Origin of the sequence: Marinilabilia salmonicolor JCM 21150 (assembly GCF_000259075.1) — a bacterium.
GTDB classification, from domain to species: Bacteria; Bacteroidota; Bacteroidia; order Bacteroidales; family Marinilabiliaceae; genus Marinilabilia; species Marinilabilia salmonicolor.
Window position 1 is genome coordinate 562,705 of sequence record NZ_AJKI01000002.1, and the last position, 25,710, is coordinate 588,414.

A 25,710-nucleotide genomic window follows, 5' to 3' on the forward strand; every position below is an offset into this window, starting at 1 on the left:
ATGCGTTCCCCTCTTTCTTTGTTCTGTATTCGAACTGCCGTTGTGAGAAAGTTTATCTATAACGTTTTTGTTTATACGGAGATTGTGTGACTTGGTTGTGTTTCAAATTTTTTTCCTGCTATTTTGCAGATTCGTTTAGGTTTCAAAAAATATGTGTAATTTGTCATCATGGATCTAAAACTAGCAGTGCTCATCGACGGAGACAACATTCCTTCGGGGTATGTAAAAGAGATGATGGAGGAGATTGCCAAGTACGGCAATCCCACCATTAAGCGGATTTATGGCGACTGGACCAAACCCAATTTGTCGCGGTGGAAGAATATTCTTCTGGAGAATGCCATTACTCCCATTCAGCAATATGGATACACCACCGGGAAGAATGCCACCGATTCGGCGATGATCATCGATGCCATGGATATTTTGTATTCCGAGCGGGTCAACGGGTTCTGTCTGGTTTCCAGCGACAGTGATTTTACGCGGTTGGCCACCCGTTTGCGTGAAGCCGGAATGCAGGTCATCGGTATTGGAGAAAAGAAAACACCAGATCCTTTTATAGTCGCCTGTGATAAGTTTATTTACATCGAGATATTGAAGAATATTGCAGATGAAGATGATGAGGCAGAAGAAGATAAGAAGCCTCCTAAAGCCTCGGTGGATAAGATCACTCCAAAGGTCATTCGATTGATTGCAAGCTCCATTGATGATATTGCTGATGATGATGGGTGGGCTTTTCTGGGCGATGTAGGGAACCTGATCCAGAAGAAACAGCCCAATTTCGACTCCCGGAATTATGGATTTCAAAAGCTGACACCGCTGATTAAATCCATCAGTAATTTTGAAATTGAAAAACGGGAAAACTCCAAAGGACAGCTGAAGCTGATTTATGTCCGCAAAAAGGAGAAACCCAAGAGAAGATCTAAGAAATAAGATAGGTGGTCGATTACCGACCAAAGCTTCATCAAATTGATTTTAGAAAGAAAATAGCAATGTGAACCGTGGCTCATCGTGACATGCGGTGAGCTACAGTTTTTTGTTGATTAGCCCCTTGTCAGCCAAGATGGTATTTTACCCCGATCTCTCCCAGGCTGAGACTGGAATTAGGCAACAAGTTGGGGGGACAACTCCCAAACTTCTCATTCGCCATATAACGCTTGCAGGTTTTAAAGGCCACTTCGCCACCTTCACAATACTTTTTTCGATACACAGATGCGGTGTATTCTTTTCCGGCCAGAATGCCATTGAAGATGGGGCATTTGGGTGAGTTAGGACAAACTAAATTCATGTTGACGGGTTTTTTAATGGTTAATGAATGTGAGATATCAGTACGCGAAGCGAACTAATGTTCGCAAACTTAGTAAAGGGGATGAATAAGTAATAATTTGTTTGACGAGAATAGAGATTTTATTCTTTAATGGTGAATTTTCGGATGATTTTATTGCCCTTGTCATCCACCAGAGTTAGCAGATGTTGTCCTTCCTCCGGCTCAAGTTCCATTTCATGGGAGTCTCTGGTTTTGCCCAGATAGTCCTGATCAAGATGCCAGAAGATTTCAGTCTCCGGATTGGAATGAACCACCTTAAAAACAATTTTTTCCTGTTCTCCATCAAAGTCCACCGGACGCATGATGGTTGCACCGGGAGGCGGATATATAAAATCCATCGGAGTATTTTCTGATTCAAAACAGCCGGGTTTCCCCGGTGGAAGAAACCGATAGTCCGGTTTTTGGCGGCTGTAATACCAAGCCATTAAAGGGGGCAGGACAAACCAGGGTTCGGAGATGATTTTACCTTCCGGTTCACAGGATTTTCGGGTTTGGAATTGTCTGTCTGGAGTGAGATGGATCAGGTGATGGTATGGACAGACAGGGTTGGATTTTATGGTTTGGGGAATCAGCAACGTTTCTGTTTCAGGGCATACCGGTGATGCTCTGTAACCCGATTTTTTGCAAACCTGCTGCTCTTTTAGGTCATCATGCGGAACATCATACCATGATGATGTGGGGAGGAGATCAAAAAGCCTGAACATCAGGGGGCCGGCGGTGAGTCCCCCCAGCAGACCAGCGCGTCCTTCACCGGATGCATTGCCTACCCATACTCCCACTACGTATCGGCCGCTGATACCAATGCTCCAGGCATCACGGAAACCATAACTTGTCCCGGTTTTCCATGCAATATTCTGTCCGGAGGTAAAATGTTCCCATCCTGTCTCTTCCGGAGGGCGTATCACGCTCTTCATGGCTTCGAGCGTCCACCAGATGGCTCCTGCCGAAAAAACAGTTGGGTGGTCTGTGGTTTGTGTTGGGGCTGAATCTGAATGTTCCAACAGCAGCGGGTGGAAGTTGTTGCTTCCGTAGCTGCTGTTGTCCTCACCATAGTGCTTTAATGTGCGTCCCATAGAGGCATAAGTTCCTGCCAATTCCCAAAGAGTTACTTCTCCTCCACCGAGGATGAGGCTGAGACCGTAATGTTCGTACCCTTTATCCATAGTGGTGATCCCGGCCATGTTTAATTTTTTGAGAAATTTTTCTGCTCCGTGTCGGTGCAGGAGCCGTACAAAGGGTATGTTGAGCGATCGGGAAAGTGCTTCATCCGCCGCAACGGCTCCATCATATTTGCGATGAAAGTTTGATGGTTTATAACCTTGATACTGGGTGGGGACATCAGGCAGCAGGCTTTGAGGGAGCATGGTTCCTTCCTGAAGGGCATCAGTATAAAGTAAAGGTTTAAGTATGCTGCCGGAACTTCTTTGTGCTCTAATCACATCAACCGCATGGCCTGTTTTGTCTTTACGAGGTGCGCTGTTGCCGACATAGGCCAACACATGGCCGGTTTCTACATCTGCGATGATGGCTCCGGCATGGCGGATGAGGTTGGAAGCCATGCGGTCGGAATGACGTTGGAGCGCATCGTTGGCTTGTTTTTGCAAATTTGCGTTCAGGGTGGTGTAAATCATTTCTCCCTTTCGGGTGTTCAGGTAATAATCGACCAGATGTGGGGCCAGTGATGGCAGTGATCGTGTGCCCGGAGGGAGTGGTTCATGAAGCGATAGGTTAAATTCGGAAGTGGTGATGTGACCATTTTTGAGAAGTTTTTTTAAAAGACGGTCGCGTTTTTCTTTAAGGGTGTTGCTGTTGTGTCCGGGGCGCAGCAATCCTGGTGCATTTGGAAGAACCGCCAGAAGTGCAGCTTCGGCCCAGGTGAGGTGCTGAGGTGGACGTTCGAAATAGTGCCATGATGCCGTTTCGAAACCAACAATATTCCCACCGAAAGGCGCATTGGCGGCATAGATAAGCAGGATCTCTTCTTTGCTGTGGCCCAGCTCCAGTCGTAAAGCCTTTACCATTTCCAGCAATTTATTGCCGATGGTTCTGGGAGCATCGGCCGACATGCGGGCCACCTGCATGGTAAGCGTACTGCCGCCACTAATTATTCTGTTATGTTTTATGTTTTGAAAAGTGGCCCTGAAAAGTGACCATGGGTTGATTCCCGGATGATAATAGAAGTATTCATCTTCGAAAGCAAGCAGAGCGGTTTTGTATTTTTCCGGTAAATGATCGGGAGCAGGAAATCGCCATTGGCCATCTTCTGCAATGTGGGCGCCGAGCAGGGATCCGTTATTGGCAAAAATAACAGTGGATAATGGTTTATGGAATTGTGGGGGCGAAATGCATAAAAAAAGAAAAAAAATTATCGGAATCCCCATCCATCGGCGAAAGGGTTTTCCGGTAATTATTTTTTTTATGTTTTGTTTCATCCTTATTTTATGCACTAATCCGCAATATTGTCTTTTTAAAAGACAGCAAGTAGCTGCGTAAAGATAATCAGCAGCACCATGGCGACCGGATAAACGGTGGCATAGGCAATGGCCGGCGCATTGGTGTCGGTCATGGGGTCAACGGCTGCAAGTCCGGGTGTGCTGGTCATGGAACCGGTGATGGCTCCCAGCATGGTCAGTATGTTCATCTTTTTCATGAAATGAGCAGATATAACAGCAAGCAACATAGGGAGTATGGTGATAACTCCTCCAATGACAAACAACTGTGAGCCATATTGATTGTAGGTTTCCACCAGTTGGGAACCGGCTTTGGTACCCACTTCCACCAGGAAAAACATCAGACCAATCTGTCGCAACAGCTGTGTGGCAGCACCTGACATACTCCAGATGATTGGGCCGGTACGTCCGATGCGGCTCAATATCATCGCAACTGCGAGTATTCCGCCGGTTAATCCCAGGTTGAAGGAGATGTTTTCTCCAAATGAGAGGGAGAGACCGCCCAAAATTATGCCCAGCACAATTCCCGCTGCAATGGGAAAGAAATCGGTGTCAGAAAGTTTTTTGTCGTTGTTTCCGAAAATCCGAACCACCTGTTTCATGTTCTCACGGCTGCTGGCAACCGTTAGCTTATCACCCATGTGCAGGCGCATGGATGGCGATGGGGTAATGTCAATTCCACTTCGTCGCAGGCGGGTGACGGTTGCCTGGTAGTTACTCCAAAGGTTGAAGGTTCCCAGCATTTGGTTGACGGCTTCTTTATTGGTTACAAGGATGGATTGTACCTCATAGGATTTATGCAGGGGTATTTGCTCCTTTGTTTCGTTACCAATCAGCAGGTTGATTTTGTTTAATGAATCTTCGGTGCCTACTGCTTTTACAAGATCTCCCTTGTGCAGGATGGTGTCCGGAGAGGGGACTACTGCCTCGCCGTTGTGCATGATTCTGGAGATTACAGCTTTGGTCATGGAGCGAATTCGAAGTTCCGAAATGGACTTGCCCTCGACATTTTCATTCTCCACTTTGAATGTCTTGCTTTTTATGTCCGGAAATCCTGATTCGCTCAGTTTTTCATACTCCTTTTCGGCTTTTTTGATGTCTGCCTTCACAAATTTGGGATAAAGTCTGACAAACAGAATGACTCCGATGACACCAAAGGGATAAGCGATACCGTAACCGATGGAGACCAGTGGTGATCCGGTGGCGTCAATGGCCGCTGCAAGTCCCGGGGTGCTGGTAAGAGCTCCTGTCAACAAGCCGATGGCCACGGGCATTTCAATTCCGGTCCACCAAAATGCAGCAAAAGCGATGGCCGAAGCAGAGGCTACTATGATGGTGGCAATGATGGCCAGATTGCGTCCCTGTTGTTTGAACGACTCAAAAAAACCGGGCCCGGCCTGCATTCCGATGGTGTAGATAAAAAGGATAAGTCCGAGTTTTCCAATAATAGGTGGCATGGTCATTCCGAAATGTCCGAAAATTAATGCCACAAAAATAATGGCGGATATGTCGAGGGAGATGCCTTTAAATTTGATGCTTCCAAGGATGAAGCCCAGGCAGATGATGACAAAGAGACCGAAGTACTGCGTTGTGAAAATTTCCATTGGCTTAAGTTTTGGTTGACTGCAAAGTTACGCTAATTCCTTAGGCCCCTTAAAATCCTGACGTTAATTTTTATTAATCGGTCATTGGTAGCGTGGTGAAGCAGTTTTGATTAAATATTCTGGTTAGATGACCAATAACTTTTATATAATCATACCTTTGTTTTATAGCGTGGCTGTGTGTAATTTAGTCTTCCAAAAAGTAAGTTATTTTTCTTTTGTAAAGTTGTTGTGTTTTACAAAAGGCCGAAGGTCTTTAAGCAATTGTCTGGGGCAACGTCCCAGGAAAATTGTAATAAATCAATCCTCCCTCTCATTATTGGTCGCAACGCGACCAATAATGAGAGGGGTATAGGGGATACCTCCAAACCCTGGGCTATTGCTCTCAGACTTTCAGCCTTTTTAGACCTTACCTGTCTTATGGGTAAGGTAGTTATTATTGATCGGTTAACAGAGATTTTATGTTGCTTTCTACCAATAAAATAGAGTATGTATTGTTTCATTTAAAACAACATGTTTCAACCAATGCTTTAAAAGAGGGGTCTTATATCGTTTTGAATGAATGTGACAGCGACATTGGATCAATTAAAAATAAAGTTGTTTTTTTGCTGTCTGAAGCCAAATCGCCTGCCCCGCATTTTGTTTCTTTTATGGGAGAGGAGATACCGGTTCTTTTTCCACTTAACACATCTGAATCGGAACTTTATCGCATTGATGAGAGGGGGAATCTGATTTTCGGGTTTGATTTTTTGTCCTCAGTTTTTTATTTACTATCGGGATTACAGGAGGTGGAAGTTTCTCAGCGTGACCGTTATGGTCGTTTTCCATTTGCGTATTCTTTGCAAAAAAAAATGAACTGTGTTCATTTGCCGGTGGTGAACTACTATATGGAAATAATGGTTCAGGGACTTGAGGTGTTTGCACAACAGCAGAATCGCTCTTTTTATCGCGAACGGTTGTTCGAAAATTTCGGATTTTTGCTTTCACATGATGTGGATCGTATTTCTTTTCATCATCCGTTTCGTATTTTATTTAAGTTAAAGCAGTTGCTGGGCCTGGCCCCTTTGCAAAACAGTCGTAAGGTCACTTTTAAGTTGATGCTTAAAGGGGCTTTATTTCAAATCAATCCTTTCAGGAAAGAGGACCCATGGTGGAATTTTGACTGGATTACTGCATTGGAGAAAAGACTGGGCATTCGCTCAACTTTCTTTTTCCTGAAGCAGGAAGATCGGTTTGATAATTCATTGTATAAATTTCATTTCAAAAAGATAAATACGCTGATTAATAGGCTTAAATCAGATGGATTTGAAGTAGGACTTCATGGCACAATGCGCTCGGCAGCTGATGCAGTTAATATGCTGAAACAGAAGAATGAGCTCACTAAAGTTCTGGGAGAAGCTCCGGTGGGCATTCGTCAGCACTACCTGCGTTTTTTTCATCCTTCAACGTTTCAAATCCAGGAGGATACAGGGCTTAGATATGACACATCTCTGGCTTTTGCAGAACAGGACGGCTATCGCAATGGCTATTGTTTTCCTTTTTTCCCGTATGATTTTGAGAACGACCGGATGATGGATATTCTGGAGATTCCGCTGGTGATGATGGAGGTTTCTGTGCTGCAATACAGACGGGAGGGTTTTGAAGAGATCCGAAAATCTGTTTTTCATTACATAAGGGAAGCTCAGAAGTTTGGCGGGCTTTTTACTTTGCTGTGGCACAATTGCAGGCTGAGTGAGTATGAATATGATGGGGTTACAGTTTTTTACGAAAATTTACTTGAAGCGATAATAAAAGAAGGGGCAGAAACTGTTACAGGCTATAACCTGATTGAGGAAAAGATGGATCTGAACAGAAAATGACTTTTCTGAGATTTGATACATCAGCCGGATTTTAGGAGATGTACTACGGATTGTCCGCTAACCACTAAATACTTTTATCTTTGTGGGAGATTTTTGAATAAACAGAAAATGGGAAAACAGCTTCAGAATATTCTTCAAAAAGCAGGCCTTTTGGGGCATGCCAGAAAGGCCTATTTGAAATGGATGGATTTAAGGGAGGTTGCCGAGTTGTTGGTTGTATTGCCAATACTAAAAAAATCCGGCTTATTGCGTCGTTTTTATTTTGCCTTTTTTTCCTCTACTTTTAGTGCAGAGATGCGTCAGTATATTCACGGGCGTTATTTTTATTTGAAGCGTAGTCGTGGACCTGTTTTTAATGAATCTTTGTTGCGCCGTAATGTTCACCGCTTGGAGAAGGGACTGATGGCTGAAGAACGGAAACCTGTTTTCGGACTCGATTTTATTGGACAAACGGTTCAGCAATTCTCAGCCTCTGTGGCTGAAGCCGGACCATCGGATCTGAACGATTGGGCATTCGACATCCTTAATGAATACTTTAAGATAGTGGGAGAATCTCCTGTGATTCACGATGCTTGTCAGTATTTCAGTAGTGTTGTTTATACGAAGAGTCTGCCCGGGCAAAGTAAGTTGCCTTTTGTGAAGTTACCCCCCGACGCGGATGCTTTTACCCATTTTCAGAAGCTTTTGAATATCCGGAAATCTGTACGCAGCTTTGTTCCGGGGAGTAACCCGTCGCGGGATCAGATTCAACAAGGCGTACGTATGGCTGCCACAGCCCCCAGTTCTTGTAATCGCCAGCCATTTCGGTTTATCGTATTGGAAGATAGGGAAAGTGTGGTGGCAGTAAGCAAATTGGCCGGAGGTGCCCGTTCATTTGCGGAAGGTATCCCTTCACTGGCAGTAGTTGTGGGAAGCACCAGCGTCTCTCCCTCACCGGGCGACCGTCATTTGATGTACATTGACGGAAGTCTGGCCTCTATGAATTTTATGCTGGCATTGGAAAGTATGGGTGTTTCTTCCTGTCCGATCAACTGGCCTGACAATAAGACGCCGGAGAAAGCCTTGCGAAAGATTGTTGCCCTGGAGAAGTTCGAACGGCCGGTGATGCTGATAGCTATGGGGCAGGCAGCCGGGACCGGCCTTGTAGCCTGTTCTGTGAGGAAAGGAGTCCCTGAACTGTTGGAATTTCATCAACCGAAAGAATAATTTATTTATAGATTGAGCTTGCCGGGAATTTTCTCAAATCATCAGGTGTAAAAGTCTTTCATGAGAATTCCATTAGGCCCTTCAATCAATGTTTTATAAGAATGAAGACAATTTTAATCATAGGAGGAAATTTCATCAACAAGGGTGCTGAATCCATGTTGATCGCCACCGTGGATGGAATCCGGAAACACTTTTCCGATTATGATCCGGTGTTGGTGGATTTGTTTCCGGTCAAAACCGGTGTGGAAAAAGAGAACTATGATTTCAGAATTGTGAATATGCATGTCCGTACTCTTTTCCGCATTTCTTTTCCTTTTCTAAAGATATTTTTTGGTCGCAAAACCATCAGTGATGATGAAAATACTATAAAACGACTGTTTAGGAAAGCTGATGCATTGTTTGATATTAGTGGATACGGCCTGAGTTCACATAATCAGCCATTGTTGTGGAGTGTGGCCTATTTGCTTCCGTTTCACCTTGCCCGGAAAAGCAGGGTGCCGGTGTGGCTGCTTCCACAGAGTTTCGGACCGTTCAATTTCAGGGGAATAAAAAAACTCCTTTTCAGATGGTGGGGACAGGATCTTCTCAATTATCCCACTCTTGCATTTGCACGTGAGCCGGAAAGTATGGAAGCCCTTCAGTCTGTCCGAAAGAATCCTGTACTGCTCTCTTCCGATATTGTGCTGCACAGAGAACCGAAGTCCGGAATTCAGGCAGGCCGGGAGGTGATTGTAATACCCAACAGACAACTTTTCAATTTTGCCGAACCGGATAAAGTCGTTGGACTGTTTACTGAGTTGATTCATTGCTTTCTCGAAAAATCGATGGTTGTCAGAATTGTGAGGCACAGCCGTGACGATGAAGAATTGTGTAGAAGAATAAGTGCTTCTGTGTCTCACAACTCATTGATTGTGGATAATTCAGACTATTCAGTGGAAGCTTTAGTTGAAATTATTTCCAAAGCCAGGATGGTGGTGTCGGCACGTTATCATGGAGCCGTTCATGCACTCATCTGCCACAAGCCATTGTTGATTATCGGGTGGGCAGGAAAATACCGCCACCTGGTTCAGCTTTTCGACCTCAGGCACCATTTGATGGATTTGCAGCATCATGAGATTGAAGACATTGATGTGAATAAATTTGCGTCAGGGCTGATTGCTGAAAAAGAAATTCTTTCGGAAAAAATAACTGACTGTTTGGACCAGATCCGACGCGACAGTTTCTGGAACCAAATTGTTCTTAAATCATGAGTATGCATTATCCTGTTGCTCTATTTTGTTACAACCGTCCCGATCATTTAAAACGGACCATTGCGGCTTTGCAGAAAAATGCAGGTGCGGTAGAGACTGAGGTATGGTTTTTTTCCGACGGGCCTGCAGGTGAGGGTAACAGTGCTTCCGTTGATGAGGTTCGGAAGATTATTGAAAATGTTGAGGGCTTTAAAAGTGTGCGGGTTGTTAAAAATGAAGTCAACAGAGGACTGGCTGCCTCTGTTATTGCCGGGGTAAGTGCTGTTTTGGAACAAAATGATGCCTGTATCGTTTTGGAAGACGATTTGGAAGCAGCACCATTTTTTCTTGATTTCATCAACCGTGGGCTTTCTTCGTATGCTGATGATCCGGATGTTTTTTCTGTGTCCGGTTATTGTCCGCCTGTTTCCGTTCCTGATGATTATCCGGCCGAAGCGTTTCGTTTTCCGCGTATCAATTCGTGGGGCTGGGGAACCTGGCGTAATCGATGGAATCGGGTGGACTGGGATGTGAAAGACTTTGATGGTTTTATCAGCAATAAAAACTCGGTAAAACAATTATCGCTTCAGGGGAAGGACCTGCCGGTGATGTTGCTTAAGCAGCAAACCGGAAAAATTGGTTCCTGGGCTGTAAGGTTCAACCAGGCTTGTTTCAGGGAAGGGAAAACCAATATCTATCCGGTAAAATCTTTGATAAAGAATCTGGGGACAGATGGAACAGGAACACACATGAAGAGTTCCGGGAAATATCGTGTTCAACTGTCTGACGGACCACTGAATCCGCATCCTGCTTATGAAAACAGCTATATCAGCAAGGCGTTTCGTGAATTTTACCGACCTTCGTTGTATCGACAACTGGTAAATAGAATTAAAATAGCCCGTTATTTGCAGCGACTTCGCTAATTTTGAACTATGCAGCATCAAACCCGTTTTGTTTTTCGTCAGTCGGCCATTTACAGTGTTGGCAATATCCTCTCCAAACTGAGCGGGGTGTTGCTGATTCCGCTTTATCTGAAATACATCTCGGAAGAAGAGTTTGGGGTTGTTTCGCTTTTTGAAACCATTGCACAATTTATCATGATACTTTCAGGGTGGGGTATCCGGGCAGGTTTTTCACGCTGGTATTATGAATTTAAATCACGAACGGAACAGAAACAGCTGTTTTTTACGGCATATTCTTTTAATTTAATCAGCAGCCTTCTGGCGGTTTTAGTAATTGGAGGGACTCTCTTCTTTTTTAGTTCAGCGATTTTTAAAACCGATATCTCCAACGATATTATCCTTTACTTCTCGCTGGGAACCCTCTTCAGGTTACTTTTCGATATTCCATTTTTTATGTTGCGTATTCAGCAGAAAGCAGCCCAACAGACCGGCTGGTTTTCTATGAATGTGGTGTTGGTGCTTTTGTTCTCTTTCGTATTCCTGGAGTTTTTCGACATGGGACTCAAAGGCATTTACCTTGGGCAGATGGTGGCTCACTTTTTCACTTTTTTGCCGATGACGCCCCTTATTTGGCGAAATTTTTCCTTTAAGTTCCGGTCCGATGTGCTCAGAAATCTTTTACAATACGGTTTGCCACTGGCCATCAGCAATATTCTTACCACCGTTCTTACGCTGAGTGACCGGCACATCATCAATCAGTATCAAAATTTAAGTGAAGTGGCTGGATACAGCATGGCGTTTAAAATCTCCAATCTTATTCAGGTGGTGGTAGTGGCATCCATCATTACGGGGTTTACCAATTACTATTTTAAAACCCTGCACAATGAAAATAGCAGCTTTTTTTACCAGCGAATCGTCCGTTATTTTACTGTGCTCATAACGGTCGGAGGCCTGGGTGTTGTATTGTTTTCTCCTGAAATTATTTACGTTGTATCCATGGGAAGTGCCTTTTTTCAGACTTCCGTAATTATAGTTCCGGTATTAATGTTGGGGATGATCTTCTCCGGACTCCGGCAGCTTTTTACACTGCCCCTGAATAAACATAAGCGCACTCGTAAAATATCCCTGATCTTAATTTTAAGTGCAGTGATTAATGTGGCAGGCAATTTCGTTCTGGTGCCCTGGATCGGGAAAATGGGAGCTTCCGTTTCTACAGTTGTGGCCCAGCTTTTTGCACTGATATGGTTTTTCAGTGAAGCGGGGAAAGTGGAGGAGATTAAATTCTCTCCGGGTCGGAACCTTCTTCTTATTGCCATCTGGAGCCTCATGGTATGGGGCGGAATGCAGTTGTTTGCGCTTCCGTTTTTCAGCGGGATGTTACTTAAACTCGGCGTGGTGGCTGTGTTTGTATTTATCTTGTTTCTAACCGGTCACATCAGTCGTGATGAGATAAAAGAAGCCAAAAGTCTTTACCGCAGCATTCGTCAGCGATACTAAAAGCATTAAAATTTTTTTCTCCTGTAACAATTCACAGTTTCTCTTCGTCTCAAAAACAGAACGGATCTGAAGGACTCCTGTTTTTATCGTTGTTTGCAAACAATAAACTAAAGATGTTCATCATTTCGTGTTTCTTAAACGGATGTATTTTTAAAAGGCCGAAGGTCTTTAAGCAATAGCCAGGGGCAACGCCCCAGGGAAATTGTAACAATTGCCCCCTCTCATTATTGGTCGCGACGCGACCAATAATGAGAGGGGGGAGGGATGCCTCAAAACCCAGGGCGTTGCCCTGAGCTATTGCTCTCAGGCTTTCAGCCTGTTTACATCTTACCTGTCTTATATATAGGATAAGTTAAAGCAATAGAGAGGGAGGAAGACAACTTTTAATAAAACTAAAAATTAAAAATATGAAACCAATAGTTCAATACAGTGTCATTGCATTGGCTTTTTTATTGATTCTACCCGGAAGCGTCACTGCACAGCAAGATACTACAAAGCGGGCAGGTAAATTCAAAGAAATTGTATCCGTCGAGGAGGAACCTAACCGTACCCGTGTGAAATTTCCCGGAGGAGATGTAGAGGTGGATGAAATGAGTGATACCATTACCAAAATCACCATCGGAAGACGACGTTACGAGGTGATTGATAAGCCCGGGCATCACACACGAATCCAGATGGTTCGTGAGCCACGTAAATCTTTTAAAGGTCACTGGGCCGGATTCAATCTTGGTTTGACCAATTTTTTTTCTACCCCGTTTGACTCGGAATTGCCTGAAGACGGACGTTGGATGGATCTGAATGCCGGGAAATCTGTATCTGTGGGCATGAATTTGCTGCAGTATAGCATCGGACTTCAAGAGGAAAAGAATAATTTTGGGATTGTAACCGGGTTGGGCTGGACCATAAACAACTATCGTTTCGATAGTCAGAATATTTTGGTTAGGGATGATGATGGAATCACCACTTTTAGCGTTACAGACCGAAATGTGGAAAAAAACAAACTGGTGACAAGTTACCTCACGGTTCCCGTATTGTTGGAGTTACAGCTGCCAGCACGTTCCGGTGAAAAAGACTTCTTCATCTCGGCAGGTGTTTACGGCGGTTTTAGACTTGGATCGCACACCAAGGTTGTTTACACTGAAAATGGAGACCGGGAAAAGGAAAAAGGCCGTGACGATTATAACATCAATACATTTAAATACGGGGTGATGGCCAAGGCCGGGTATAAATGGCTAAATCTGTTTGCCAAATGCGACCTGACTCCACTTATTGAATCGGGAAGAGGTCCTGAGGTATATCCGTGGACCGTTGGTGTTACAGTGGTTCATTTTTGAGAAATACACTTCTGCTATTGCTGACGTTGAATTCATTATAAAATGAGTGTATGAGACGAATTATTATTTTTCTTCTGATGATGCTTGTGGTCACTGGTACCTGGGGACAAAGCGAACCTGCCGATTCGGTTTTACGGAAGTACGACCGTTTCTGGGAAATGCAACCCGGTCTTTATCGGGTGATGGATGAGGGACAGATCGGGGTGGTGGACAAAAACGGCCGGATAGTGGTTCCTTGTCGTTTCGACCAGGTTTGGACACCAAACAAGGACAATTACATACGGGTGTTGCAGAATATGAAGACCGGGCTTTATCATCTCGATAAGGGCATCATTTTACCTGCCGAATATGATCAGATTTGGGACTTTGAAGATGGATTGGCGAAGGTGATGAAAAACCGGAGATTTGGATTTGTGGATAAGGATGGATTAATGGTCGTGCCTTGTGAATATCAGCATGTCTGGCCTCCTCTTGATGGAAGAATCAAAGTGATTAGAAACGGGATGACCGGTTTTGTTTCCACCGGAGGACAGGTCATCGCCCCACCCGTTTATCAGGATATTCAGCCTTTCGAAAATGGGAGGGCACGAATCATACGCGATGGAAAAATGGGCTTTATTGATGAACAGGGAAACGAGGTTATTCCACCCATATATGATGAAGTGATGCCCTTTGAAGGGGATACAACCATCGTAACTTCGGACAACGAGTATCTGGTGATCGACAGAGAGGGACGAATGATTGGTGTGACTCATAAACCGGGGAAAGAAAACTCTGCAGCATCCGAAGCTGAAGAGGAGGAGCCTCAGCAATATCGTGTTAAAATAGAAAAAGATTACATCGATATTCGCCATCAGGGAAAAGGAGTCGTTGTTTCTGGAAATAATAAGCGTCGCAGGTATTTTGAGGGACATCTGGCAGGTGTTGGACTTGCATTGAACGGATATCTGGATGCAGATTTGCAGGAAGAATTGCCTGAAGGGTATGAGTTTATGTCTTTAAATCAGACCAAGTCGGTGGAGGTAAGTATCTATCCTGTTTCGGAAAACATACGGCTTTTGGGGAATTGGTTCGGTCTCACGACAGGTATTGGACTGCAATATAATAATTACCGCTTCAACCTGGACAATATTTCGGAGGTGGATGAACCCGGACGGGAATGGTTTCCTGAGGTGGGAAGTGAAGCATCCATTTCTAAAAGTAAGTTGATGATGATGCACGTGAATGTGCCCCTTATGGCTGAACTCCAGTTTTCGAACCGGAACCGGCACAATTCATTGTATATTTCAGGAGGAGTGGTAGGAGGAGTTCGTTTGCAAACGCACACCAAATTGGTTTTTGATGACGGAAACGGAGAGGAGAAAAAGAAAAAACGTGGCGATATGGGACTGCCCACATTCCGTTACGGATTTATGGCAAAAGCAGGTTACGGTGATTTTTCTTTGTATGCCACCTACTATCCTGAACCAATGTTTAAATCGGGAGAAGGTCCGGAAATATATCCGTTTTCGGTAGGTGTCATGTTTCATTTTGATTGATAATGCCTCAATCGAACATTTATAAACTCCTGTAGTGCGGAGCCGATGAGGTTTCATTCGTTCATAGTTTTAAACCGGGTTTATCAGGGAATTACCTGGTTTAAAGAAATAAAAAATCGAGGTTGTCTCAAAAGTATAATACTCTAAAGATGTGTCATGTTGAGCGTAGTCGAAACATCTGTCTTTCAAAGGAAAAGATTCTTCGACAAGCTCAGAATGACATCAAATTTGGACTTTTGAGACAGCCTCGTCCTGTTCTTTTGCTATATAGTCCTAATAATTAAATCTTAATCCGACCAGGTAAATACCACCCACGTTGTCCATAAATGCGAATTCATTGGAATTGTCATTCAGGATATTTCGTGCATTGATAAATACTTTGGCGAAATTGTTCAACTTATAAGTGGCTTTTGCATTGAGAATGAATTTTGGGTCAATGGTTTGAGAGGCGTACTGATTGGCAAAAGTTTGTTCGGACAAATAGTAGCCGTAACTTGAGATTTCCACTTTTTCGATCGGTTTGTAGGTCAGGCTTACCATTCCCCAAAGCGATGGAGTGCTTTCGTGCTCCAAATCGTCCTGTAAATCTTCAGGTTTAGCCGATGTGCTTAATTCGGTCAATTGCCCGGTCATGATTTCCATGGCATTGGGTTCAATTTGTTGGGCCAGTGACATCATTTGCATTTCAATGATTTCATCACGGGTGTAGCTGCTGAAATCCTGCAGAGTTGTTTTTTGCCAGGTGGCATGCATTTTAGCGATTAGCCTGGATGAAAGAACCCAGTCCATGCTTATTGAAGCTCCAATTTGGCGGGCATCCAGTTCCATGTTCTGATATACGATGCTGGTGCGTGGCTGTGTAGCCATCAACATCATTATCGGGTTGTCGGCATATTGGAAGATTTCCGGGCTCAGATTCAGTGTGGTTGATGCAGGCATGAGTGCTCCGTAATTCCTGCTGTCAGAACCGAATACTTCGGCTTCCAGTACAATGTTACTGGCGGGTCTGATGCGGTAACCCAGTTCTATCATATCGATGGTCATCAAATCATAATCTTCGTTTCCGGCAAAATGAATGAATCTGGGGGGCATGCGTCCTTCGCGATCCCAGGTATAGTTGGAGTGAGAGTTGACAATGAATGAAGAGCGGTTGGCCCTGCTGTAAACGGCCCTGATTCGTTGTCTTTCTCCGATTGGTAACGTTCCGGCAAACTGCCATGATCCATACAACTTATCCGGGTAATTGTATTTCTCGGCCCGGAGAGCGGCTACCAGTCTGAGTTTCCCGAAGGCAAGGTAATCTGCACGTAAACTAGCGGACAGTGTGTTCAGCTCTTTTTTTCCGTTGAGGTAGCCGCTCTCACCGTCTTTCAGATACGGTGAGTCATCGTACGAAGCATTTTGAAAACTTACGCCCGGGTGCAGGTTTAAGGACTTTATCTGCCAGTCAAACTCTGCAGAAGCGTTGAACTGCCCCATGTCAATTTTGAACCCCTGATCGCCGGTGGCAAAGTTTTGTGTTCCTCCGGTATAATTGGTTTGTAGTTTTAAGCGACCGATGGCAGCCTGTAGGTTTCCATACCAGGTGTTCGATTTTCGCCCCCCAAAAGATGTTGGAGGATCACCAAGGGTTGAGGAATTAACATAGGAATTCTGGTAGCCGCCACTTAGATCAAAACTGGCAATCCCTTCCGGGTTGTATCCCACATAGCCATTGATCCCATAGTTTTCACGTGCGAGCCCCGGGTCATCAAAAAGTTCATCGATGTCATCAAAAGGATCGGATATTGACAATCCGTTGGCATCCACCAAACGGGAATATTGATCTATTTGAAAAAAACGACCTCCGTCAAAAACAGTCCTTCCTCCTGAATTGTCCGGCAGAGACATTCCTTCTTTTCCAAACACATAAATTTCTTTTGTATCGCGTTCCCGGTGTTGGTAGTTGGAAGTTACTGAAGTGGTAATTCCGTTACCCCAGTCTTTGCGAATAGCTATATCTCCGGTGTAAGTGTTTTGTGTGCCCATTTGACCCGATCCGGATACCAGTGAAGAAGAAGCATTCGTTTTTTCCGTGAGAATGTTGATGACGCCGTTGACAGCGTTGGGGCCATACAATGCACTGGCAGGTCCGCGAACTACCTCAATGCGGTCAATGTCGGCAAACCCCACTGGAAGGGTTTCCCACACAATACCTCCGTGAACGTAATTAAATACCGGTCGGCCGTCAATCATTAGCAGCGTGTTGGTGTTTTCTGAGTAGATCAGCATGTTTTTTTGTGGCAGATTGTCTAACCCTCTGATGTGGACATCGAAATTGCCGTTGGTTTTTTCCCGTACAATGACTCCTGGAACCAGTCGAAGTGCTTCTTCAATGGTGGTGGCACCGGACATTTCGATCTCCTCTTTTGTCAGGGTCGTAGAGGCTAATGGTGAGTCGAAAGCATTTTCCACACGTTTGGATGCAGAGCTGACACCTTTATTGATGAGCAGGTTGGTGAGTTCTTCCATGCTCGAAACACCCATGAGATCCATGGCGGCCATCAAATCTTCCAAAGGCAGTTGAGAAAGTTCATCAACTGACATGGTGAGTACCTGTTCGCGTGTCATTTCCTTGTTTTGCGGATCCTGAGAGAATCCGGCAACACAAGCAAAGGTTAGAATGAATAGAAATATAAATTTTTTCATCAGTAAATAATTTATCTAAGTTATTGGTCTGATGGAACTGGAAATTCTTTTATCCAAATCTTGTTTTGGCAGATTTGAGAAATCAAAGCTGCGTCCTCGTTACATCAGGGTGAAATTTGTGTTAAGAGAAAAAGGAATTATTTTCGGATAATTGAACTCATTTTGAAGAAAAAATCGTCAATTAACTGTTTGGGAATGGTTTTTTTAATTGTTGACGATGCTGTTTATTGAACGACACTTCCCAATGCAAGCAGCCTTTGCGATATTTTTATTCCGTGCGATTCCACGTTTCTGGGACAAATTTCGAATTTGAGCTTTCCGTTAGCGGTGAAAAAACTGATAGCAGCACCTTGCGCACAGAGTCCTTGCTTGTCAGCGACAATTAATACCGGATTGTCTTTTTGGTAGGATGCAATAATCGGCATCAGACTACTCTGGGTTGCGGAGAGGTAAATGATGTGCGAATCACCAACTTCCTCGGCATTTCTGACTTCTTTGATGACCAGGTTACTGTTGTTGATTTTCCGGATTTTTGCCAGACCTTTTAATTCTTTTGCCAGTTCATCATTCCCGATAACGGTGATTACAAAATCCGATGTGCCACCATAATCAGACCAATCGACATTTTTGGCAAAGTTGAAAAGAAACAAGGCTTTGAATTGTGACATCTGGCTACTGGCCGGTGATGTCACCATAAGACTCAATAACAAAAGAAAAACAATCTTCTTCATGATAAAACAGGTTTTGATGTTAAATAAGAATTATAGGCAGGGTGCTCGGTTTTTCGAAAATTGGTTTTTAAAAATTGTAATCCGTTTGTGGTCATCAAACCCTCCACCAGTTCTGTGGCAGAGGCAGGGGAATATTTATGAAGTAGTCTGGAAGGCTCGTTCAGAAAATCTTTGGCATATTTTGTCAGCTCATCCTCTAGTCGTTTAAAATAACGCAGGGTGGGATATCCGTTTACTGGATTGATGAGACCGTCAAAGTCACTTCCAACAGAGATGCAGCACCATGCGTTGGTTCGGTTTTCGCCGGGGGTATTATGCAGAATTCCTGCACATTCATTGGCAATGTATTTGGCTGCATTCCATATTAATGCTGCGTTGAATTCAGGCGACTGACGATGGATTTTTATGTCTTGATCTTTACAATATTTGAGGTATTCATTAAACCCCAGTAATCTTTGATCTAATTCAAGGCCTATGAGTCCGCGGGTTTCCCAGACTGCTTTTATGTCATCGTTGTTCAGGTTGATGGTCCAGTTGTTAAACCAGCCCTCTTCTGTTTCAGCGCCAACTGCGGCATGTGAAAATACTACAGGCACTTCATTGTTGTAATTCTTTTTTATGTGTTGGTAATATTCCTTGCGACCGCGATAATCGATATGTTTCAGATCAATAAGAATGCGACGACCGCATGAATTATCCAGCAATTTTTCGATTACACTGATACCTTCGGCCGTGTAATAGTGAAATCCCGGGATGAGCGACAGTTCTTCATTGCATCCTTTTGACTGATCAATGTTGCCCAAATTCCTGACCATTTTCACCAGGCTTTCTTCATGAGAAACAAAGCCGTTGTAGAAATGGTGGGCAAGCGATACCATCAGTGGGGGGTATTCCCATTTTTTGACGATTTCTATATTCTCCAGAACATGGGGGATGTCTGCTTTTCTGACTTCTTTGGTGGGATAGAAAACATTGGCCCCTTCAATGGAAATAAATCCAATGATGGCTGAGGGATGTTCTTGTAGAAGATCTTCTATTTCGGAATAAGTGGAGGCAAGAAAGAATTCCTGTTTTGTTCCTCTTGATAATTCGGCTGATGTTTTAAGATATTCATATTGTGCGACGGTGTCATCGAAATACCGGTAATCCGACCCCTGGATATATTTGATGCGTGCATCACTGACGCCCGTTACAATGTTTTTGAACAGGGGGAGTCCGGTAAGTTTCTGATCAAAAGATTGGGAGAGAAACTCTTTTTCGATGGGATAAAGGGAGAGCGACACTACACGACTATTGCCTGCCCTGGCAGCCGTCAGATTGCTCTGTGAAAACTTGGCAAATGCCAGTTCTCCAAAGAGTTTGTTTAAAATTCGACATGGGCGCTTATCGTTCCAGAGGGAGGCTTTCGATCGGGGATTCAAGAAATCCTTTAGGATTGAAGGATGATTGGCTTCCAGCCATTCGCGGGAAAAATATTGAGGGTCAAGGTGTTTATTGTATTTCAGTAAGCGTTTACATGCATGACCAAAAGGTTTGATCAATGGGTGTACATGAAAATCAAAATAGGGTTTGTTCATGTTGGGTTAGGTTTTCTGTTTATTTTTTATTTCTACGCAGAAACATTGGGGTTTCAGTGTTTGTGCTTGGTCTTATACGGTTCACTTTCCAAAAGGATGTGATTTTTATCATAAAAAATTGTCTATTTATCAAAACATATAGGTTGTTTACCAGAAGTGGACGGAAACTGTGTTTCTCCTGTCCCTGAATTGGCAGGCTAAAAAATGTGGAGGGTTGAACTTGAAAACCAACTCCTCAATCCTGCATTACAATCCGTAGAACGGGGACATTGCGAGCAAAACGAAGCAATCTTTTTTCAGGAGATTAGTTTTTCTGGACAATAATGAAATTTATTGTATGTTTTGGGGTCTTCATCCACCTCCGGAAGATTAGGGATAATAGGTCAAGAATTCCTGAGGTATCCGTTATTCTTTCATCTAACTCAAATTATAAACTTTTAAAAATGTGCTATCTATACGGTTTCGTTAGTTCTTTGGTTATGTCAGTATGAGAGATTCCCACTACTGACTAATAAACTTTCATCTAATTACTGTTTTAAGCTGAGTTTAATAATCTGGAAATTGGCATGTTCTGAGTAATCGTTGTTGGTGTATATATCTCTTGACCTCAGCCGGATGATGTAAGCACTGTTATCGTGAAGAATGGTTTTGCTCCATTTATTCCCAAGGGACAATGGCCCGATTTCAAGTGAATCAAGTTGAGGTTTTTTTCCTATAATTGAAACTTCTACCATTCCTTCTCCAAGGATCTTTGGTTGAATCCGAAAGGGGAGTTTTTTGTATTCATACCAGTCGTATAGAGTAGGTTGGTTCTTGATTGTATCCACCAGCAGCGTGTTCATGTCGAAACTGAAATAGATTTCGATGTATTGTTCCATGCTCATTCTGTTGCAATTCAATAGTTTACTGATGGACTTTTCGCTGATTTCTCCAAACTGAAAACTTGATTCAATGCCTCTTACCCGGAGGTCCTCATCCAGGGTCAAATCCATATTTAGTTTCGGGATGGTCGAGAATATTTTTCTTTCCTTAAGCGTATCGCAGCCATAAAAAATATCTACAGGTGCAGCTTTGTTGAGGTCAATTGCAACCCAACTATCGCTTTCTGAAGCGAGAAATGGCGAACAAACGCTCTGGCTGTGTTTGTCGTGCTGAAGAGCCAGATATATTGTGCCGGCTGCTGTAAAAGCGTAAACAACCCAAAAAAGAGTGCCTTTAAATTTGAAATGTTTAATCTCTCCGCTGTTGTCGGTGGAGCGGATGACGTCTGCCCTGAAATCTTTCTTGAAAACAAGTGCTATTATCAAAATCAGGAGGATGGCAGATAAAATGAAAATAAGAATTTGCATAATTTAGGATTTGGATCAGATTGGTGGGATAAATATAATAAAACAATATATATGCCCGTAATTATCTGTGAGTATATTAGTGTTGTGCCTGTTTTGGTGACAGAGAGTGGTTTCAACTCAGTGTTCTTCCTGCACTGGAGTGAAATATGCCTGCAAACCGGTGCAAATCTCCTGGTTGGATAGGTTTTCTCTGCATTGGGTAACCTTTCGGGAGAGCCTCCATGGCAGTAGAGAAGATTCTCAATCTTTATTACAATGTTGAATTCTGATTCGCATTGGGGTAAAAACCCGAATGTGTAAATAATTTCTTTATTTTTACTCATTAACATTTTGTTTGGTAAAGTTCTTTTAGCCTGGCCTATTGACTTCGTCGAACTTCGTTTCATAAGTTTTTGTCATGAGATGTTCAAATACCAATAAATACGGGCAACCGCAAAGAAGGTTGATGAAGGGAATAATAATTTATTTTCAAATCAATTTTATTGAGGACGCCTGTATTTAGCCGGTAGTTGAACATTGTAACAGATAATTTATGAATAGTTCAGGTTAGTCGGGCCTGTCCTGTTTACAATAATTTTTCAACTAAAACCCGTATTATGTCACTTCTTGGAAATCTTATTTGGCTCATTTTTGGCGGTTTAATCACTGCCATCGAATATTTTGTTGCCAGTATTTTACTGATGATTACCATTATCGGTATTCCTTTTGGTTTGCAAACACTTAAGCTTGGCTTGCTGGCATTATGGCCGTTTAGTCAGAGAGTTGTGCCAAGTTCATCCAATGGAGGTTGTCTGAGTACAATTATGAATATCATCTGGATTCTGATTGGAGGAATCTGGATAGCTGCCACTCATTTGATCTTTGGAGTGTTGCTGGCCATCACCATTATCGGGATACCTTTTGCTAAGCAACATTTTAAACTTGCCGGATTGGCCCTTACACCATTTGGCTATCGGGTGGAATAGGGATTATTGTTTTGTGGAATTTATCTGAATTGGTCTGGGGCATATGGTTTTTAATTGGCGCCGGCAGGAGAACTAAGGGCTTGTTGCAAAGACTAAGTGTCTGTCCATAAACGAAGCGTTTTTCACGTGTTTGAGGTAGAAAGTTCAAATTCAAGGTGTGTGAAAAATATAAACCGCAGAATACCAGTGTATTTGAGTATTTATATTTTGAGCAACAACGCAGAAGTTGGACTTTTTAGACAAACACTAATTAAATCCCTATTTTAGCAAATTAAATCCAACTATGTAAATATAATGCTTTATGGATCGTGTGATTAATTTTCTTACCTCCCGTCAGTTGATGGGTGCTCTTTTTATTTTGCTGGCTGTTGTTCTATCGATTGCAACTTTCCTGGAAAATGATTTTGGTTACAATGCTGCACGGGCATTGGTTTACAACACCTGGTGGTTCGAACTGATATTTCTGTTGCTTGCCATAAATATGTTTGGAAATTTGTTTGCTTTCAATCTCTGGCGGTGGTCCAAGTTTCCTGTTTTGCTCTTTCACCTGTCGTTTTTCATCATCATTGTAGGGGCTGCAATAACCCGATATGTGGGGTTTGAGGGAAGCATGCCCATTCGTGAAGGTGAAATATCGGATACTTATTATTCTTCTGAGGGATATGTGACCGTTGAGGTTGAAGATCAGGGAGGTACAGATGTGGTTCATGAGCAGGTTTTTCTTTCGGCCCGTACGCCCCGGGAGTTCTCTGCGAGAGTGGAAATTAACACTCAAACTTATGAGATCGAGAGTGTCTCGTACGTACAGAATGCAGCTGTTCGTCCAGTGGAAAAGCCTGGGGGACAACCGTTGGCCGGCATATTGTTTTCATCTTCTGTTGGCAGAGAGGAGCAGTTTTTGGCACCGGGAGAGCGGATAAACCGGCAGGGTGTAACCTTTGCTTTTGAGCCGCAAGATCCCGCAGGCGTGGATTATATCATTCGTCGTAAGGACAGGGAAGGTATTGTACTGCAAAGCAGAAAAACTTTACAAAAATCCTCAATGACTTCAGGGACTCAGGAATCAATTGCTCCTGCTACCATCGTTGAGATGCAGCCGGGAACTTTGTTTTCGTCAGATAATGTGAAATTTGCCTTGTCCCGCTTCTGGCCGGAGGCTGAATTGGGTCCGGTTTCTGTGCCGGGACAGGGAGGCTCCGGGCTTTCTGATGTGGTTTCTTTTAGGATTTCGACGGATGACAGGAGTTATGATCTTCATGTAACGGGGAAAAAAGGAGTTTTTGATGAGCCTAATACTTTAACCCTGCCAGATGGTAGAATTTCGATTCGCTATGGTTCACTGCCGCTTCAGCTTCCTTTTGCCATCCGGTTAAATGATTTTCAACTGGAGAGATATCCCGGTTCGGAAAGTCCTTCGTCTTATGCCAGTGAGGTCACGCTAATTGATCAGCGTAAAGATCTTAAAATGGATTACCGTATTTTTATGAACAATATTCTGAACTACGATGGGTATCGGTTCTACCAATCGTCTTACGATCGGGACGAAAAAGGGACTATTCTTTCTGTTAATCGTGATTTCCTGGGGACAATCATTACTTATCTTGGGTATTTTCTGATGAGTGTCAGTATGTTTTGGTCGCTTTTTGCCCCCAAAACAAGGTTTCGCCAGTTGTTGCAAAAAACCAATACCATTTATCAAAAGCGTAAAAGTCTTGGACTTCTTTTGTTGTTAATGCTTTCTGCCACTTCTTTTGCTCAGGAAATGCCCCCCCGGGCTGATGAGGATATTGCCGAAAAGTTGGGACAGTTGTGGGTTCAGGATAAAGGAGGAAGAATAAAGCCGCTCAACAGTTTGCATCAGGAAATCATGGTGAAGCTGGTTAAGCACAACAGTTTTAAAGGGTTTAATCCCGACCAGATGCTTTTGGGCATGTTTACTCACCCGGCCGAATGGCAGCGGGTGCCCCTGATTACGGTGAAGCATCCTCATTTAAAGGAGTTGTTGGGGGTTTCCGGTAAAAAGGCCGCTTTTAGTGACTTCTTTCTGGCTGACCGCAGTTACAAGATTAAAGAGATGGTTGATGCGGCGTACCGGAAAAATCCGGCCAATCGCGACAAGCTTGAGCAGGAACTGATTAAGGTTGATGAACAGGTCAATGTGTTTTATATGGCTCAATCGGGCGAACTCCACCGAATGTTCCCTGTTAACAACAACCGGGAAGAGCCCTGGCTTATCCCATCCAGAGCACCGGAAGGACTTTCCGCAACAGATAGTTTGTTCGTTGCATCCGCCATGCCGGCGTTTATCGTCGCGGTACGTGAAAATAATTCGGGCAGGGCATTGGATGTGTTGGGTGATATTTCCGATTTCCAGGATGCGCATGGAGGTAAACTGCTGCCATCTGATGCCATTCGCAATGCAGAAATTCTCTACAACCGTCTGAATATCTTCATGTGGCTGGCTACTTTCTTTTTTGTTTTGGGCATTGTTCTGGTGCTATACAATATTCTGGGACTGGTTTATCCGCCCGTGTCCAAAAAATGGATCAATACGGCAGCACTATGGATAATTGGCATTGCATTTCTCTACCATTCTTTTGGTATGGCATTGCGCTGGTATGTTTCGGGGCACGCCCCGTGGTCCAACGGTTATGAGTCGATGATTTTTATTGCCTGGGCACTGTTGCTTGCAGGACTTTTGTTTAGCCGTCGCTCACCATTGGTGCTGTCGGTGACGGCTCTTTTTGCCGGAGTGGTGCTGATGGTTTCACACCTTAGTTGGATGAATCCTGAGATTACCAACCTGGTTCCGGTGCTGAAATCGTATTGGCTGACTTTACATGTAGCTGTTATTATTGGTGGATACGGATTCATGACCCTGGGAGCATTGCTGGGCTTTATGAATCTTTTGCTCACCACATTGAAAACCAAAGAAAATAAATCCAGAATGAGCCTTGCCATTGATGAATTGACCGCTATCAATGAAATGGCACTGATTGTGGGATTGTATCTGATGACGATTGGATCGTTCCTGGGCGGTGTATGGGCCAACGAATCGTGGGGACGCTACTGGGGCTGGGACCCCAAAGAAACCTGGTCGCTCATTACCATTTTGATCTATGCTTTTGTGGTTCATATGCGGATGATTCCCGGACTGCGCGGCCGGATGGCTTTTAATACGGCATCAATTCTGGCCTTTGCTTCTGTAATAATGACTTACCTGGGAGTGAATTATTACCTCACAGGGATGCACTCTTATGCCGGAGGTGATCCCGTACCCATCCCGTCCGCGGTTTATTATTCAGTGGTGATAGTATCGGTGCTTATTGGATATGCCTACTGGAAAGATAGGAAGATAAAAGTGAATTAGTCGTTAGCCATTAGTGAAAGGGCCCCCTAAATCCCCCCAAGGGGGACTTTTAAGGATTTGCGTTACAAATGAAACGAGCATGGCAACGATTGC

18 protein-coding genes are annotated in these 25,710 nt (G+C 43.7%); 10 read left to right on the plus strand and 8 right to left on the minus strand.

Features of this window, described 5'->3' with window-relative positions; translation table 11 throughout:
* Positions 1–168: 168 nt before the first annotated feature.
* Complete coding sequence (locus W7W_RS0103125; protein WP_010662393.1) at positions 169–927, plus strand: NYN domain-containing protein; 759 nt, start codon at positions 169–171, stop codon at positions 925–927.
* Between the two features lie 121 nt (positions 928–1,048).
* On the opposite strand, the gene W7W_RS0103130 is transcribed toward W7W_RS0103125, so the two are convergent.
* The 3 genes from W7W_RS0103130 to W7W_RS0103140 form a co-directional block, all read right to left on the minus strand.
* Positions 1,049–1,282 carry a hypothetical protein gene (locus tag W7W_RS0103130; protein ID WP_010662394.1) on the minus strand — a complete coding sequence of 78 codons (234 nt, stop codon included), beginning with the start codon at positions 1,280–1,282 and terminating at the stop codon, positions 1,049–1,051.
* Between the two features lie 119 nt (positions 1,283–1,401).
* On the minus strand, positions 1,402–3,753 hold the full coding sequence (pbpC, locus tag W7W_RS0103135) for a penicillin-binding protein 1C (protein WP_010662395.1): 2,352 nt from the start codon (positions 3,751–3,753) through the stop codon (positions 1,402–1,404).
* A gap of 35 nt (positions 3,754–3,788) precedes the next feature.
* A complete protein-coding gene (locus W7W_RS0103140; RefSeq protein WP_010662396.1) occupies positions 3,789–5,375 on the minus strand; it encodes an aspartate:alanine exchanger family transporter in 1,587 nt (528 codons plus the stop codon).
* Between the two features lie 458 nt (positions 5,376–5,833).
* On the opposite strand from W7W_RS0103140, the gene W7W_RS0103150 reads away from it, so the two are divergent.
* From W7W_RS0103150 to W7W_RS0103180, 7 genes are all read left to right on the plus strand, one after another.
* Positions 5,834–7,231, plus strand: coding sequence for a polysaccharide deacetylase family protein (locus W7W_RS0103150; protein ID WP_010662397.1), 1,398 nt, complete (start codon positions 5,834–5,836; stop codon positions 7,229–7,231).
* Between the two features lie 108 nt (positions 7,232–7,339).
* The gene (locus tag W7W_RS21600; RefSeq protein WP_010662398.1) at positions 7,340–8,437 is read left to right on the plus strand and encodes a nitroreductase family protein; all 1,098 of its coding nucleotides are present in this window, start codon (positions 7,340–7,342) and stop codon (positions 8,435–8,437) included.
* A 101-nt stretch (positions 8,438–8,538) separates the two neighbouring features.
* Complete coding sequence (locus W7W_RS0103160; protein WP_010662399.1) at positions 8,539–9,687, plus strand: polysaccharide pyruvyl transferase family protein; 1,149 nt, start codon at positions 8,539–8,541, stop codon at positions 9,685–9,687.
* Positions 9,684–10,589, plus strand: coding sequence for a glycosyltransferase (locus tag W7W_RS0103165; RefSeq protein ID WP_029510279.1), 906 nt, complete (start codon positions 9,684–9,686; stop codon positions 10,587–10,589). The genes W7W_RS0103160 and W7W_RS0103165 overlap by 4 nt, the downstream gene beginning before the upstream one ends.
* A gap of 9 nt (positions 10,590–10,598) precedes the next feature.
* On the plus strand, positions 10,599–12,065 hold the full coding sequence (locus tag W7W_RS0103170; RefSeq protein ID WP_010662401.1) for an oligosaccharide flippase family protein: 1,467 nt from the start codon (positions 10,599–10,601) through the stop codon (positions 12,063–12,065).
* A gap of 407 nt (positions 12,066–12,472) precedes the next feature.
* The gene (locus tag W7W_RS0103175; RefSeq protein ID WP_010662402.1) at positions 12,473–13,399 is read left to right on the plus strand and encodes a porin family protein; all 927 of its coding nucleotides are present in this window, start codon (positions 12,473–12,475) and stop codon (positions 13,397–13,399) included.
* 50 nt (positions 13,400–13,449) lie between these two features.
* The gene (locus tag W7W_RS0103180; RefSeq protein WP_010662403.1) at positions 13,450–14,937 is read left to right on the plus strand and encodes a WG repeat-containing protein; all 1,488 of its coding nucleotides are present in this window, start codon (positions 13,450–13,452) and stop codon (positions 14,935–14,937) included.
* A gap of 273 nt (positions 14,938–15,210) precedes the next feature.
* Here W7W_RS0103180 and W7W_RS23965 read toward each other — a convergent pair whose 3' ends face one another.
* The 5 genes from W7W_RS23965 to W7W_RS23640 all read right to left on the minus strand — a co-directional run bounded on the left by W7W_RS23965 (position 15,211) and on the right by W7W_RS23640 (position 21,605).
* On the minus strand, positions 15,211–17,625 hold the full coding sequence (locus tag W7W_RS23965; RefSeq protein ID WP_010662404.1) for a TonB-dependent receptor plug domain-containing protein: 2,415 nt from the start codon (positions 17,623–17,625) through the stop codon (positions 15,211–15,213).
* 224 nt (positions 17,626–17,849) lie between these two features.
* Positions 17,850–18,356 carry a YfiR family protein gene (locus W7W_RS0103195; RefSeq protein ID WP_010662405.1) on the minus strand — a complete coding sequence of 169 codons (507 nt, stop codon included), beginning with the start codon at positions 18,354–18,356 and terminating at the stop codon, positions 17,850–17,852.
* Positions 18,353–19,933: an amidohydrolase family protein gene (locus W7W_RS0103200; protein WP_010662406.1), complete on the minus strand. Its 1,581-nt coding sequence runs from the start codon at positions 19,931–19,933 to the stop codon at positions 18,353–18,355. Before W7W_RS0103200 ends, W7W_RS0103195 begins: the two co-directional genes overlap by 4 nt.
* A gap of 527 nt (positions 19,934–20,460) precedes the next feature.
* Positions 20,461–21,282 (minus strand): hypothetical protein, encoded by an 822-nt coding sequence (locus W7W_RS0103210; protein ID WP_010662407.1) that lies wholly within the window; start codon positions 21,280–21,282, stop codon positions 20,461–20,463.
* Complete coding sequence (locus W7W_RS23640; protein WP_148660789.1) at positions 21,243–21,605, minus strand: hypothetical protein; 363 nt, start codon at positions 21,603–21,605, stop codon at positions 21,243–21,245. The genes W7W_RS0103210 and W7W_RS23640 overlap by 40 nt, the downstream gene beginning before the upstream one ends.
* Before the next feature lie 273 nt (positions 21,606–21,878).
* Here W7W_RS23640 and W7W_RS0103220 point away from each other — a divergent pair, with 273 nt between their 5' ends.
* Positions 21,879–22,247, plus strand: a complete 369-nt coding sequence (locus W7W_RS0103220) for a YccF domain-containing protein (RefSeq protein WP_010662408.1) — start codon at positions 21,879–21,881, stop codon at positions 22,245–22,247.
* A 301-nt stretch (positions 22,248–22,548) separates the two neighbouring features.
* On the plus strand, positions 22,549–25,617 hold the full coding sequence (gene ccsB / locus W7W_RS0103225; protein ID WP_010662409.1) for a c-type cytochrome biogenesis protein CcsB: 3,069 nt from the start codon (positions 22,549–22,551) through the stop codon (positions 25,615–25,617).
* Positions 25,618–25,710: the final 93 nt, after the last annotated feature.